Genomic DNA, 14,104 nt, shown 5'->3' with positions numbered 1-14,104 from the left:
ATGACACCCGGGGATAATGATTGGCCAAAATCTCAAAAAGTAAAACAGTCAATTTTCCCTAATTCCGGAAAAATCGTCCGTTGTCGCGGCAAGGTCATGCGGCGCTTTCCAGCCGCTTCACCGCATCGCTCAAGCGGCTGATCGTGCTTTCCGCATCGACCTTCCGCTCGCGCTGCTCCTCGACGACATGTTCCGGCGCGCCGGCCAGGAACTTCTCGTTACCGAGCTTGGCGTCGATCTTCTTCACCTCGCCTTCCAGCTTGGCGATCGCCTTTCTAAGACGCTCCATCTCGGCACCGAGGTCGATCACATCGGCCAGCGGCAGGAAGATCGTCGCCTCGTTGAGCACCATCTGCACCGCGCCCTGCGGCACGCTGTCGGTCGGCTCGGCCCTTTCCAGCCGCGCTAGGCGCATGATGAGGTTCTTGTGGCGCTCCAGCCGCTCCAGCGTTTCGCCGGAGGCATCCTTGATCGCCAGTTCGATCTTCGCGCCCGCCGGCACGTTCATTTCCGCGCGCACCGAACGGACATCGGAAATGAGGCGGATCACCCATTCCATTTCATCATCGGCTTGGCGGTCGCCGACACCGGTCAGCAACGGCCAGTCGGCAAGGGCCAGCATGCCGTCACGCTTCGGGCCCTGCTCGCCCGTGCGCTGCCAGAGCTCTTCGGTGATGAACGGCATGAAGGGATGGAGCAGTTTCAGGATCTGGTCGAGCGTCCAGGCGGCAGTGGCGCGCGCCTCGGCCTTCGCCGCCTCGTCCTCGCCCATCAGCAACGGCTTGATGAATTCCAGATACCAGTCGCAGAACACGTTCCAGACGAAACGATAGGCCGCGCCCGACGCATCGTTGAAACGATAGGCCTCGATCTCCTCGGTGATCTTCGACGCAGTGCGCGCGACTTCTCCCACGATCCACTTATTGACCGTATGCTGAACATTCGCCGGATCGAACCCCTCCACGCGGACGCATTCGTTCATCTCGCAGAAACGCGAGGCATTCCAGAGCTTGGTCCCGAAATTGCGGTAGCCTTCCACGCGGTTCGTGGCGAGCTTGATGTCACGCCCCGGCGCGGCCATGGCGGAAAGCGTGAAGCGCAGCGCGTCGGCGCCATATTCGTCGATGAGCTGAAGGGGATCGATGACGTTCCCCTTGGTCTTCGACATCTTCTGGCCCTTCTCGTCGCGGACCAGCGCATGGATATAGACCGTGTGGAAGGGCACTTCCTTCATGAAGTGCATGCCCATCATCATCATCCGGGCGACCCAGAAGAAGATGATGTCGAAGCCCGTCACCAGAACGTCGGTCATGTAGTAGCGTTCGAGCTCCGGCGTCTTGTCCGGCCAGCCGAGCGTGGAGAACGGCCAAAGTGCGGAAGAGAACCAGGTGTCGAGCACATCTTCGTCGCGCCAGATCGGAACAGCCCCATTGCCTCCCTCACCGACGGCGGAATTCAACAACATCTCCGCAGCTTCAAACTCACTACCCACAAGCTGGACGGCTCGACCGTACTTCTTTTTGGCGGCCTCTATCGCTTCGGCTTCGGTGAATTCAACGAAATGAATGCTCTTATCAACAACAAGGCCTCCGTCCTCCTGCATTTGGAATCCGTGCCAAGCAGGAATCCGATGCCCCCACCAGAGCTGGCGCGAAATGCACCAGGGCTGGATGTTGCGCATCCATTCAAAATAGGTCTTTTCCCAGTTTTTCGGCACGAAGCTTGTCTCGCCCCGCTCCACCGCCTCAATGGCAGGTTTGGCAAGCGTCGCCGCATCGACATACCACTGGTCTGTCAGGAAGGGCTCGATGACGACCATTTTGGACTTCTCGTCATGCGGCACCATGACGGGCTTGTCTTCAATATGGTCCAGTAGACCCAATTCATCGATCGCTTTGACGACCTCTTCACGTGCCTTGAACCGATCAAGTCCATGCAGCCGCCCGATCGTCTGAGCCGTGATGTTCGGATCAGTTCCGCGTGTAAAATCAATATTCTCCCTCAGCAAAAGCCGGGCTTCTTTGTCGAAGATATTGATCTGCGGTAGGTCATGCCGCTTGCCGACTTCGAAGTCGTTGAAGTCGTGTGCTGGCGTGATCTTCACCGCGCCCGACCCCTGCTCGGGATCGGCATGCTCGTCGAAGACGATGGGGATGAGACGGTCCGTCAGCGGCAGCTTCACCTTGGCGCCCCTGAGCGGCGCATAGCGCTCGTCTTCCGGGTTCACCGCAACGGCGGTGTCGCCCAGCATCGTTTCCGGGCGCGTGGTGGCGACGACGATGTAATCGCGCGTTTCCGTGCCGGTCTGGTTGCCGTCTTCGTCATAGACCGGCCATTCATAGGTGACGCCGTCGGCCAGCGGATAGCGGAAATGCCAGAAATGGCCCTTCACCTCGATATTCTCGACCTCAAGGTCGGAGATCGCGGTCTGAAGCTCCGGATGCCAGTTCACCAGCCGCTTGTCGCGATAGATGAGGCCCTCGCGGTAAAGCTCCACAAAGACCTTGAGGACGGCCTTCGACAGCCCCTCATCCAGGGTGAAACGCTCGCGGCTCCAGTCGCAGGAGGCGCCAAGCCGGCGAAGCTGATTGATGATCGCGCCGCCGCTTTCGCCCTTCCACTTCCAGACGCGTTCGATAAAGGCGTCCCGGCCCATATCGCGGCGGTGCATGTTGCCTTCCGCATCGAGCTGGCGCTCCACGATCATCTGGGTGGCGATGCCCGCATGGTCGAGGCCCGGCTGCCAGAGAACGTCCTTGCCGCGCATCCGCTCGAACCGGATCAGAATGTCCTGCAGCGTATTGTTGAGCGCATGGCCCATATGCAGCGTGCCGGTGACGTTCGGCGGGGGGATGACGATGCTGTAGGGCTTGGCCCCGCCCTTTACCCGGTCCGACGGCCCCGCCTTGAAGGCTCCGCCCTCTTCCCAGAGCGCATAGAGCCGTTTTTCCACTTCCTGCGGGGCGAAAGTCTTGTCGAGCATCTGAAATCTATCCTTGGACGGCCCGGAACACGGGGGGCGCCAGCAAATCGGGCCAAATACGGAGAATCCGGCTGTTTTACACCACAGCCGCCGCCCCCTATCAAGCGGGCCGCGCGAGACGGCCACGACAGCTTGGAAAGGCCAATGAAAAAGGCCGGTCCGTTTCCGGACCGGCCTCGAAAGCCTTTGGTATGGAAACGAAGAATCAGCGGCGCTTGCGCGCTACCCGCTCGATCTCTTCGCGTACCATTTCCTCGACCATGGAAGGCAGGTTGGCATCAAGCCAATCCTTCAGCATGGGCTTCAGAAGCTCGCCGACCAGCTCTTCCAGCGTCCGGACGTCGCCCGTGCTGGTCACGAGCGAGCTCGACAGCGCGCCGAAAGCCGCCGAGGCGGCATCCTCGGTCACGCGGGACATCAGATTGCTGTTGGCTGCCTCGGAAAGAAGCGGCTCGGCATTCTCGGCGCTCATGACAGGCTCCTGCTCATCTGAAAGCTCTTCGAAAACGATGTCGTCATCGGCGTCGAACGTCTCCTCTTCGGAGGCGTCGTCTTCGATGAAATCGGAGGGCTCAAGATCGGCAATGCCGGCCTTCTCCTCGATTTCGGGCTCGATTTCAGCGTCGTCGGCCACATCGGCCGCCTCGACCGGCGGAGAAAAGGCCGGCTCGACGACATTCGTCTCGGTTGGCGTCTCGGCCGGCGCTTCAGCCGGGGCTTCTTCCTCGATCTCCGCCGCGCCCGCCGAATAGGCAGCGGGCTCAGGCTCGGGAGCCGGGGCCGGCTCCTCGACGAAAGAAGGTTCCTGCGCACTCGCCGCGGGCTCTTCGGGAAGGGCATCGGTCAGCTCAAGGACCTCGCCTTCTTCCTCAAGCTCGAAGCTTTCCTCAGGTTCGCTTGCCGGAGGCGGCGCTTCGGGCGCGGCCTCGGGGCCCGCATCGCCTTCCTCACCACTATCTTCGGAGATAATCCGCCGAATGGAGGCGAGAATTTCCTCCATGGTCGGTTCTTGGGCCTGCCCAGAATTGCTCATAATCGCGTCCCGTTACTCCCGACATCCATATGCCTGAATGCCATTCTTACCTCTCAAACCTTATGAGAAGTTGAACGGAATTGCCATGAAAGAGCAAACTTTACCCGAGATTTCGTGGCTTATTCCTCGTCGCCCGTTCCGAAACCGATCCATTTGCCGCTGACTTCGTCATAATTCTTCTGCGGATCGTAGTATTTGACAGGCAGAGCGAGCTTCTTGGCCGTCAATTGCCCCATCGCCGCCAGCAGTCCGTATTCGGCAACCGAACGGTCACGCTCGGCGCTGACTAGGGTCACGCGCGAATTCAGCAATTCCTGTTCGGCGTTCAGCACATCCAGCGTGGTCCGCGAGCCGACCTGCGCTTCCTGGCGGACACCGTCCAGCGCAATCTTGTTCGCCTTCACCTGCTCCGTCGTGGACAGCACAGCCGACTGGGATGCGCGAAGCTGCTCCCAGGCATTGCGGACCGCCTCGTCGACCGCGCGGATCGCCGCTGCAATCTCCATCCGGCGCTGACTGTTCACCTGCTTGGCCTGGCGGACGGCGGAATATTCGCTACCCGACTGGTAAAGCGGGATGGTGAGCACGCCGAGCACGGCACTCTCTTCGGTGTCGTGGATCGAATTGCCCGGATCGCGGGCATACTGGTATTTGGCCTGCACGTCGAAACTCGGCAGCAGCGCGCCCTTCGCCACACGGATCGACGCCCGCGACGCTTCCTCGGCCTTGCGAGCGGCCACGACGTCGGGGTGCTGGGTCCGGGCAACTTCCTGAGCGGCCATTTCGCTTTGCGGCAGATCCGCCGGCCGGGCGGGCTCTTCCAGAGTGCCCGGCGCCTGACCGACCACGCGCTCATAGGCGGCCCGGCTGGCCGTCAATTGAGCTTCGGCGTTGATGAGGTTCGTCTTGGATAGGCTGAGGCGCGCTTCCGCCTGCGAAACGTCGGTACGGGTCAGTTCGCCCACATCGAAACGATCCTGCGTCGCATCCAGTTCGCGCTTCAGAACCTGCACGTTGTTGCGATTGAGTTCCAGCACGCCCTCGTCGCGGATGACATTCATATAGGCCTGCACGGCGCCCAGCAGCACCGATTGCTCGACGCTGGACAAGTTCGCGCGCCCGGCCTGCACGGCGGCCTTGGCCTGCTCCGTGCTGTTCACGGTCTGCCCGCCGGCATAAATGTTCTGGTTGAGCGTGACCGTACCCGTCAGCGGGTGAAGCGTATTATCCGCCGTTATCCCGCCATTGGTTTCGGTCCTGTTGTTCGTGAGGCCGTAGGACCCCTGCGCGGTCAGCGACGGCCGCCAGCCGGAGAGCGCCTGCGGGACGCCTTCATCCGTGGCGCGCAGATTGGCGCGCTGGGCGCCGAGCGTCGGATTGGTTTCATATGCCTGCACAAGCGCATCCGTCAGCGTATCGGCATGCGCTGCCGTGCCCATGGTAGCCGCGACGGCAGTCGTAAGCAGGAATGCCCGCGCAAAAGCGCGCAGCGATCCCGAATTGCCGGGGGCATTGTCTTTATATCTTTTCATCAGTTTCTTCTCCGAAAGACCGCGGCTCGCCCCTCAACGCATCCGCGATTCATCTACCAGCTCGCCGCCACTATATAGGTACGGTCGCTGGATTCATGTGTCGTCATTGCACATTTATCGGCAAATTCCTTTGAATTCCGCCAAAAAACATGAAATCTGTCGGGTATTCCGCCTCGATCAGAAAACGAAGCTCTTTTCCCGCTGAAAGCCCGGCAGCGGCTGGACGAGCGCGTCGAAGGCCTTGCGGCCACTCGTATCGTCCCCCGCGCGGACAAAGACCATGGCGCTGCCGGCGGTTTCGTCTCCCACCACCGTCACGAGCCGGCCATTATCCTTCAACTGCTCCAGAATCGCTTTCGGTACGTCCTCGACGGAACCATTGAAGAAAATCACGTCATAGGGCGCCTGATCGGCATAGCCCTGCTGGAGCGGACCGGTCACCACCGCGGCATTGTCGATGCCGAGATCGTTGAGCGTCGACGATGCCCGTTTCGCCAGATCCTCGTCGCATTCGAGAGAAACCACCGCACTGCCCAGCCTGGCCAGGACGGCCGCGGAATAGCCGGTGCCGCTGCCGATATCGAGGACGAGATCGCCGCTGTCCACCTCTGCGAGCTGCACAAGTTTGCCGAAAACCCGCGGCTCCATCAGATAGCGCGACACGCCTTCACGCCCGCCGTCTGCGATCTTCAGGTCCTCGTCCATATAGGCATAGCCCTGGCAGGACTGCGGAACGAAGCGTTCACGCGGAATGTCGGAAACGGCCTGTATGACGCGGCTGTCGGTCACGGAATTGCAGCGCACCTGGCTCTCGACCATGTTCAGGCGGGCGGCTTGGAAATCTGTCATGGATATATCCTGATGAATGTCCCCGAAAAGGGCACGCAGGCAAATCATAGGGCACTGCCGCGTTTATAGTCGCTGAGGGAGACAAACTCAATTCGGTCCCGGGCAGCATAGCCGGTGATTTTGTCTCGGGAACGCTTCCTTAATGTCGCAGCATTATTGGAGATTGTGCCGGCGGCGCGGACTTGCTATATCCGCGCACTCCGATTGAGGCCACGTGGCGGAGTGGTGACGCAGCGGACTGCAAATCCGTATACCCCGGTTCGATTCCGGGCGTGGCCTCCACATTTTCTTCTATCCGATCTATCTGAAGCCCGGCTCTTCTATCTGAAGCCAGGCTGGGTCGGCGGGATGACCTCGATCTCCCGCGTGAACCGCCTTGGCTGCCGGCGTTGAACCGCCTTGGCTGCATCCACGGCCAGAATCCCTCCCCAGACCATCCCCATCAGCAGATAGAAGTGGCGCCAGTTCTGGATGTCGATGATGACCCCTTCGGCAAAATGAGCCGCCAGCGCCGAATAGGCGACGATCAACAGGCCCTGTGCCGGACCGGCCTGTTTCGCCGCCGCCCAGCCGCGCCACAGCGTTAGCAGGACAAACCCGACAAAACAGAGACCGGACAGAAAACCGCCTGCGATCAGCAGGTGGACATAGACGTTATGCGTATCGAGCTTGTTGATCATCGCCCATTGGGACGGACCGATTCCCAACGGATTGCGCAGCGCCATTTCGATCGCGCGGGCCTGCCCTTCGAAACGGCCGCCCTGGGAAGTCACATCATAGTCCTGAACCAGCGAGAAGCGCTCGGCGAAGAGGGCCGAAACCTCGGGTATCGACAAGGCAGCGCCGATGACGACGGTCGCCATCACGGTCAGGAACGCTGCAAACCCGATGAGCCGGGCGATCTGCGTGCGCGACCGGGCGGTCTTCGCAGTCAGAATGAAGAAGATCGCGCAGGAAAGCACGAAGGCGCCCCAGGCGCCGCGTGAAAAGCTCAGAAAAAGCCCCAGCACCAGAACCGCCGTCGGCACGGCCATCCATAGATCGCGCAATCGCGTGGCCACCGAAAGGCGATAGGCCAGAAACAGCGTGGGGCCGACAAGGAACGGACCATACACATTCGGGTCGTTGAAGGTGCCCCGGGCACGGCCATATTCCACGAACATGCCGGGCGTCAGCCCGAAATAGCCGGCAATCCCCGCCAGCGCGGCGGCACAGGCCGCGACCGTGTAGCACCAGAAGATCAACAGCAGGCGCCGCCGCGGATCTTCATAGACATAGGACGTGAAAAAAATGAACGTGATGATGAGATAGGCCAGCACCATCGTCGCGGTGTTGGCCTTGTCAACATAGACGGCGCTGAGGCCGCCAATGCCCATGCCCACCATGACCAGACCCCAAACCAGCGCCGGCCAGGCAAGACCGCGCGGCAGGCGAAGGCCGAGGATAATGACCAGCATGGTCACGGCAACCATCAGCAGATCGTATGGGGCGGGCTGCTCATCGCCCCGGGCCCCGACGACATAAAAGCTGCTCAGCAGCGCAAGCCCGACAATGACATCGGCGAGCAGCACGCCGACGCTCCAGCGATGGGCATTGCCCCGCGCCATCCTGTCATCGATTTCGACCTGCCAGCCCTGCATTACACTTCCGGTTCAGTTTCGCAGCGAGGCTTCGGGGACGGCGCGCCCCCCCGCCACCTTCTTTCGGGACTGCGCGTGCGAGGCGACGAGCCTTTCGTAGAAACTCAACACGTCCCCGACCATGCGTTGCGTGGAAAAATCCGACCGAACACGCGCCTGCAATCGGACGGCCTGCTCGCTCAGCGCCTCGACGTCTTCACACACTTCCTCCAGCGCCTGCCGCAATGCGGCTACGTCGCCCGGCGGCAGAAGCGCTCCTGCGTCTGGACCGAAAACTTCCGACATCGCACCGACATCCGTCGCGATGAAAGGCTTGCCGGCTGCGATGGCCTCCAGCGCCACATAGGGCAGCGATTCAGCAAGTGACGGCATGACGACCACCCGCCCCTGCCGGAACGCTTCGCGCGCCGGCATCGGTCCGAGAAACGTCACATCTGCCGGCGGCGACAACCGGTTCGTCTGCGTTCTGAATTCAGCTTCGTCCGGCCCGCTCCCCACAATCGCGAGCGATGCCCTCGCCTTCATGCCCGACAGCGCGTCGATAAGAACGGACACACCCTTCAGCCGTCGCAACTCGCCGATGAAGACAAAATCCGCCGCGCCTTTATCGGCTTCAACCGACACGAATTCATCCGGGCGAACGCCGTTCGGAATGACGATCGATGCGGCTGACGGACGCCCGATCTTTTCGTCATAGGCGCGTTGGCTGAAACTCGACTCGAAGATGAAGCCGTCGGTGCGGCTCTTGAGGAGCCTTTCCATCGCGAGAAAAACGGCACCTGTCGGCGACAGGCCCGAATAATGGAGCGCACCGCCATGCGGCGTATAAAGACGAAGGGCGCTGTGGCGGCGCGACAGCAGCCGGGCGTAAGCCCCGCCCTTCGCGCCATGCCCATGCAGAATATCCGGGCGCAGACGCCGGACGATATCGCCGATCTGCTCAAGCGCGCGGAAATCACCGATCCCCGGCAGCCGTCCCATCGGAACGATATGAAGCCCGAGCCCGCAATGACGTTCCAGCTTTTCCAGCATGGCGCGCGACACGGTATTGCCCGGGGGCGGTTCGGCGCACAGAACGCCGGTCATGACGCCGGCCTCCTGCTGGCCTTCGACCAGATCGCAGACATGACGAAAAAGCCCGCCCATGGGATGCCGAAGGATATGCAGGACCCTGAGCGGCGAACGGTCCGGGCCATGCGGCAGGCCGGACATCAGAAATAGCGCTCCATGACGAGGATGGTATCGCCGGGCTTTACGACAACGGTGGGCGCGACATTCATCTCCACCACCTTGTTGCCCTTCTGCCGGGTAATGCGCACAACGTCCCGGTCGGCGCGGTAGGTATATCCACCTGCGATCGCAACAGCAGTCTCAACCGTCATCCCGTTCACATACGGGTACTGCCCGGCTTTCGCGATCTCGCCCAGAATGAAAAAGGGCCGGAATTCCGAAACTTGGACACTCACACTGGGATTGCGGAGCAGCGTCTTGCCCAGCTCCGCCTCGAGTTCGCTTTCAAGCTGTTCGGTGGAAAGCCCCGCCGCCTTGACCGGCTTGAGCAGAGGCATCGACACCATGCCGGAACCGTCCACGGCGAACTCTCCGCTAAGATCGGGCTGGCCGAAAACGGTCACCCGAAGCTTGTCGCCGGACCCCAGCGTGTAAGGCGCGTCATTGTCGGCCATAACCGACCTCTCGGCGACGATCCCCTGAGAGGTACATCCGGCGAGAAGCCCAATGGCAAGGATGGCGGCAAGAAAACGAAAAATCATGTGCTGACCCAAGCTCGGCGTTAACCACCCGATGCTATCGCTCGAAGGGTTAATTCTTCGCTAGCCGGATCCCCCTAAAGCCTTCAAGCCTCAACAAATACGTCGATTTTCCGAAAATCGCGTGGCCCTTGCCGGGCGCGCGTTAAGGCTTCCGTTACCCAAAACGCGTTTACTAGCCGTGGATACGAATAACGCCACCGAGGCCGAGAGTGAGCAATTCCCAACCCAGCCAGGTCGTAACCTTCGGCGACCGCCGTCGTTCCGCGCCGAACGAGACCCAGGCGGACCTTTCGCCCTGGGACGTATTGCGCGGCCTCTGGGCCCGCAAGGAAGTGATTGCGCTTGTCTTCGCCGCAACCATGGCGCTTTGCCTGGTCTGGCTGGCCACGACCTCTCCCGTCTATACCGCCTCGGCGCGCCTTCTCCTTGCGCCGCGCACAGGCGAAATCTCGAATTTCGATTCCAAGAGCCAGCCGCGCCTCCCGGATGACGAGACGGTACAGAGCGAAATACAGCTCATTACGTCGCGCCCGCTGATCGAGAAACTGATCAAGGATCTCAACCTCGATCAGATGTCCGCCTACAACCCGGCGCTTCGTAGCCCCGGCATACTGTCCTTCCCCGGCGAAAAGAAAAACGATGCCACGGACCTCGACCAGGTGGTGGACAACGTGCTGGCGAAACTCAGCGTCTACCGCAAAGACACATCTCGTGTGCTGGCCATCGATTTTTCCTCCGGCAGCGCGAAGCTGGCCGCGCAGGTGCCGAACAAGCTTGCCGAGATCTATGTCGGCCAGCAGATCGCCGACCGCGAAAACCTGAACCGCGAGGCCACGAAATGGCTGGCGGGACAGATCGAGGAACTGCGCGGCAAGGTTCAGAGAAGCGAAGCCAAGGTCGAGGCGTTCCGGACGAAATCCGGGCTCTTCATCACCAATGGCTCCACACTGCCGCGCCAGCAGCTCACCGACCTCAATTCCCAGCTCACCGTCGCGGAGTCCGATCAGGCGGCCGCCCGCGCCAAGCTTCAGAACGCCCAGTCGCTCCTGTCGTCGGGTGCACAGGTTGAATCGGCCATCGACGTCCTGCAATCGCCGCTGATCCAGCAATTGCGCCAGCAGGAAGTTCAGCTCAAGGCCGAGATCGCCCAGCTTTCGGAAACCCTGCTGCCGACGCATCCCAAGATGCGCCAGATGCAGGCCAATCTGGCCGATCTGGAAACCCAGATTCGTATCGAAGTTCGCAAGGTCGTCGAAGCGCTGCGCAACGAGGCCCGGGTGGCCGATGCGCGTGTCGCCTCCCTGCGTTCCAGCCTTACACGCCTCAAGCAGCGTATGGGCCAGCTCAATCAGGATGAGGTCACGCTGCGGGCCCTCGAACGCGATGCCGCCAGCAACCGCAAATTGCTCGAAGACTTCCTGCAGCGCTATCAGGAAGCGAACGCCCGCGCCGAAGCGGATGCCCGCGCGGCCAATGCCCGTATCGTCTCGATGGCCCAGACGCCCGCGGCGCCCTCCTACCCCAATACGCAATCCGCGATCACTTTTTCGGTCATCGCCTCGCTGATCCTTTCCATCATGGTGGCCTTCCTCATGGAGGTGTTCTCAGCGGGCTTCCGGTCCGGCGAAGAGGCCGAACGCCTCACAGGGATGCCTTTCCTCGGCCTTGTGCCGGAACTGCCCGGCTCAAAGAAGAAATCTCCCCCGGCCGCTCACGCCATACAGGAACCCTTCGACCTTTACAGCGAGGCCATTCGCTCGCTGCAGGGCAATGTGCTGCTCGCCCGCGTGGGCGAGAGCCGCGCCCGCACGGTGCTCGTGACCTCCGCCCATGCAGGCGAAGGCAAGACCAGCACCGCGGCAAGCCTCGCCCGCGTCTTCTCCATGGGCGGCTATCGCACCATCGTGGTGGATGCCGATCTGCGCGCGCCCGGCATTCATGAGGCCATGGGCCTCATGGCCCAGCACGGCCTGTCCGATCTGCTGATGGGCCGCGTCCGTTTCGAGCATGTCATCCGTCAGGATGTCATGAGCCCGGCGCATGTCATTCAGGCCGGCAGCCCGGTCGCAAATCCGACGGCCGCCATCGCCTCGTCGCAAATGCTCTGGGTGCTGAACGCGCTGCGGCAAACCTACGATATCGTCATCATAGACTCTCCCGCCGCGCTGGCTGCCGCCGACGCACAGGTGCTTTCCAAGATGACGGATGTGACGGTGCTCGCGGTCCGCTGGGCGTCCACCGGTCGCCGGGTCGTGTCTCGGGTGCTGAAGATGCTCTCGGCTGCGAGCAGCCGCCGGGTCGGCGTCCTGCTGACACGCGTCGACATGCGCCGCTACCGCCGTTACAGCGAAACGGGCCTGGAACCCTATCCGGCCCGGCCCGTTACCTCTCGTCCTGCCAGCGCCCGTCAATCCGCCGCGCACACCGGCGAGCGCCCGATCATCCGCCAGGCCGCGGAATAACAATCCCGAAACGCCCCGGCGGACCGAATTCAGATCGGATCAGACCGGCTCTACATTCTTGCGTCCGAAAACAAGCGCCACAGCCTTGTCGCGGTCTCCGACCAGCTTCTTGATCGCATCATAGGCGGGCCTCAGGACGCGATAGGCGGCAACCTTCACACTGTCCCAGAGCTTATGCTCGCCCGGCTCGGCCTGCGGCAGGCCCAGCTTGCGCAGCACGGCATTCACATATTGCAGGCTGACGAAATTCTCCGCTTCCGGCGTCATCCAGGTAACGGAGAAGGAGACGGAAACCTCATCGCCGTTCTTTACCCAATGCGGCGCCATGAGCGGCACGAAGATGCTGTCCCCCGGCTCCAGGTGCTGGTGCAGCGCGCGGGCCTCGTTTTCGTCCTTATAGGGAATATTGCGGTGTTTTCCGGGATACATTTCCATGTTCTCCGCAGGCACGACTTCCCGGTCTTTCTGATCCCAGAGCGACATGCGCTTGTTGCCCCGGATCTGAATCAGGAAATTAAGTTCGGGATCCGTGTGCATCGGAGTCACATTGCCGGGCGAAGTGACGAAGATGAAGGCACTGCGCCGCATGGCCCCGCCCATCACGCCGCCTGTCTGCTCGGCAATCTCGTCGAGGCAGGCATCGAGCAGCGCCTTGTATTCGGGATCGGCCTCGACGGATTTCAACACCATCCAGGACTTCGCTTCCTCGATACGACGCACCGTCTCTTCCGCGCTCATGCCGTTGGCCGGCGTCAGGTTCGGGTCCTGGTTCGGCGATACCGGACCGTTCCATTCCACCTGACCTTCCGGAAGGTCGCCCGCAAGCTTCGCCAGACGGTCGAGATTGAAAAGCGGATGAGACGCCAGATCGTGTTTCAGGCGAAAGCTCTTTGTCGGCATCTTGTCGCCGACGGCATCCTTTTCAACGATTTCAAGCAGCCGTGCCATGTTCCACCTCCTTGCGGATCATGTGATAGATGCGCTTGGCCCGTTCACGAAGCCAGCTTGCGCATGTTGTCATGGTTGAAAGATACGGGACCGCGACCCGGCTGAGCCTTTGGTCGGTCCCGACAATGACGGAACGCATGATGCGACGCTCCGACCAGATGTGATCGATCATCGGATGATCGGGAAGAGCGCAGGAATCGATCCAGTCGAAGCGAGGATCGTCGAGCAGCATGGCGCCGCCCCGCATCATGAGCTGGGCACCGGGCGAAAACCGGGCATAGTTCTCGTCAAAGGCAATCTTGAACGTATAGAGCCCGCGCCCTGCTCGAAAGCTCGCCAGCATGGCGATCGGCGCGCCGTCCACCGTCAGCTCGAGGCAATGGAGCTTGTCCTGCGCCTGGGCGCCCTTGCAGATCTCCATGAAGAAGGCGCGCTCGGACGGAACCACCTTGAGCGCCGTGCCGCGCTGCCCCTTCCAGCCCTTCGCCTCGAGCGCGAGGAAGCGATCCAGCCAGCCGGCAAAATCGGACGACGCGTCATGCGCCGTGAGCTGAACGTCGCCTTCTTCCGACAGCCGATTCCAAAGCCGCCCATATTCCTTGCGCTTCTTCTTGCGCATGGTCTGGGCGAAATATTCCTCGCCCTTCAACTCGGATTGCAGAAACGCCCGCTCATGACGGTCGGTTTCGCGCAGGGGGAAACCTCGCTCCGACACCACTTCATCGAGAGCCGCCGAGAATGCCCCGTCGCCCTGAAAGAGCGGGAACTCGACCGCGACAGCGCCGCACTGCGTGGCAAAGGCAAAGAAACGCGACAGCGCCTGCTTTTCCCGGCCGGTCCGCAGCAAGGGCGTCGCATTATAGCTATGGATATGCGTCCAGACCT

General features: G+C 61.5%; 10 protein-coding genes and 1 tRNA gene. 2 read left to right on the top strand and 9 right to left on the bottom strand.

All coding sequences use genetic code 11. The features are described from left to right. Positions 1–94: 94 nt before the first annotated feature. From ACSSVQ_RS01465 to ACSSVQ_RS01450, 4 genes are all read right to left on the bottom strand, one after another. Complete coding sequence (locus ACSSVQ_RS01465) at positions 95–2,983, bottom strand: valine--tRNA ligase (RefSeq protein WP_454180529.1); 2,889 nt, start codon at positions 2,981–2,983, stop codon at positions 95–97. A gap of 205 nt (positions 2,984–3,188) precedes the next feature. Then, a complete protein-coding gene (locus ACSSVQ_RS01460) occupies positions 3,189–4,016 on the bottom strand; it encodes a DUF2497 domain-containing protein (protein WP_454180528.1) in 828 nt (275 codons plus the stop codon). Positions 4,017–4,135: 119 nt separating this feature from the next. Next, the gene (locus ACSSVQ_RS01455) at positions 4,136–5,548 is read right to left on the bottom strand and encodes a TolC family outer membrane protein (RefSeq protein ID WP_454180527.1); all 1,413 of its coding nucleotides are present in this window, start codon (positions 5,546–5,548) and stop codon (positions 4,136–4,138) included. Positions 5,549–5,725: 177 nt separating this feature from the next. Further along, on the bottom strand, positions 5,726–6,397 hold the full coding sequence (locus ACSSVQ_RS01450; RefSeq protein ID WP_454180526.1) for a protein-L-isoaspartate O-methyltransferase family protein: 672 nt from the start codon (positions 6,395–6,397) through the stop codon (positions 5,726–5,728). Between the two features lie 208 nt (positions 6,398–6,605). On the opposite strand from ACSSVQ_RS01450, the gene ACSSVQ_RS01445 reads away from it, so the two are divergent. Continuing rightward, positions 6,606–6,679, top strand: a tRNA-Cys gene (locus ACSSVQ_RS01445). 38 nt (positions 6,680–6,717) lie between these two features. Here ACSSVQ_RS01445 and ACSSVQ_RS01440 read toward each other — a convergent pair. Genes ACSSVQ_RS01440 through ACSSVQ_RS01430 form a run of 3 tightly spaced genes read right to left on the bottom strand, consistent with a single transcriptional unit; the run spans position 6,718 to position 9,809 of the window. Beyond that, positions 6,718–8,037, bottom strand: coding sequence for an O-antigen ligase family protein (locus ACSSVQ_RS01440; RefSeq protein ID WP_454180525.1), 1,320 nt, complete (start codon positions 8,035–8,037; stop codon positions 6,718–6,720). Between the two features lie 12 nt (positions 8,038–8,049). After that, positions 8,050–9,249: a glycosyltransferase family 4 protein gene (locus ACSSVQ_RS01435; RefSeq protein ID WP_454180524.1), complete on the bottom strand. Its 1,200-nt coding sequence runs from the start codon at positions 9,247–9,249 to the stop codon at positions 8,050–8,052. Further along, complete coding sequence (locus ACSSVQ_RS01430; RefSeq protein ID WP_454180523.1) at positions 9,249–9,809, bottom strand: polysaccharide biosynthesis/export family protein; 561 nt, start codon at positions 9,807–9,809, stop codon at positions 9,249–9,251. Before ACSSVQ_RS01430 ends, ACSSVQ_RS01435 begins: the two co-directional genes overlap by 1 nt. A 209-nt stretch (positions 9,810–10,018) precedes the next feature. Between ACSSVQ_RS01430 and ACSSVQ_RS01425 the strand changes: the two genes are divergently transcribed. Next, on the top strand, positions 10,019–12,271 hold the full coding sequence (locus tag ACSSVQ_RS01425; protein ID WP_454180522.1) for a GumC family protein: 2,253 nt from the start codon (positions 10,019–10,021) through the stop codon (positions 12,269–12,271). A gap of 39 nt (positions 12,272–12,310) precedes the next feature. On the opposite strand, the gene ACSSVQ_RS01420 is transcribed toward ACSSVQ_RS01425, so the two are convergent. Together ACSSVQ_RS01420 and ACSSVQ_RS01415 are read right to left on the bottom strand one after the other, a co-directional pair. Continuing rightward, on the bottom strand, positions 12,311–13,219 hold the full coding sequence (locus ACSSVQ_RS01420; RefSeq protein WP_454180521.1) for a cupin-like domain-containing protein: 909 nt from the start codon (positions 13,217–13,219) through the stop codon (positions 12,311–12,313). Beyond that, entirely contained in the window at positions 13,203–13,838 is a 636-nt protein-coding gene (locus tag ACSSVQ_RS01415; protein WP_454184628.1) for a GNAT family N-acetyltransferase, read from the bottom strand. Before ACSSVQ_RS01415 ends, ACSSVQ_RS01420 begins: the two co-directional genes overlap by 17 nt. Positions 13,839–14,104: the final 266 nt, after the last annotated feature.

It is taken from the genome of Parvibaculum sp. MBR-TMA-1.3b-4.2 (assembly GCF_053628815.1).
The sequence above is the reverse complement of the archived record's forward strand: the minus strand, read 5'-3'. Positions and strand labels throughout refer to the sequence as shown.

Bases quoted from the DNA above. Each gene is read 5' to 3' on its own strand.
- ACSSVQ_RS01415 (WP_454184628.1), bottom strand. From the start codon at position 13,838: ATGCGCAAGAAGAAGCGCAAGGAATATGGGCGGCTTTGGAATCGGCTG.
- ACSSVQ_RS01455 (WP_454180527.1), bottom strand. From the start codon at position 5,548: ATGAAAAGATATAAAGACAATGCCCCCGGCAATTCGGGATCGCTGCGC.
- ACSSVQ_RS01450 (WP_454180526.1), bottom strand. From the start codon at position 6,397: ATGACAGATTTCCAAGCCGCCCGCCTGAACATGGTCGAGAGCCAGGTG.
- ACSSVQ_RS01465 (WP_454180529.1), bottom strand. From the start codon at position 2,983: ATGCTCGACAAGACTTTCGCCCCGCAGGAAGTGGAAAAACGGCTCTAT.
- ACSSVQ_RS01440 (WP_454180525.1), bottom strand. From the start codon at position 8,037: ATGCAGGGCTGGCAGGTCGAAATCGATGACAGGATGGCGCGGGGCAAT.
- ACSSVQ_RS01460 (WP_454180528.1), bottom strand. From the start codon at position 4,016: ATGAGCAATTCTGGGCAGGCCCAAGAACCGACCATGGAGGAAATTCTC.
- ACSSVQ_RS01435 (WP_454180524.1), bottom strand. From the start codon at position 9,249: ATGTCCGGCCTGCCGCATGGCCCGGACCGTTCGCCGCTCAGGGTCCTG.
- ACSSVQ_RS01420 (WP_454180521.1), bottom strand. From the start codon at position 13,219: ATGGCACGGCTGCTTGAAATCGTTGAAAAGGATGCCGTCGGCGACAAG.
- ACSSVQ_RS01430 (WP_454180523.1), bottom strand. From the start codon at position 9,809: ATGATTTTTCGTTTTCTTGCCGCCATCCTTGCCATTGGGCTTCTCGCC.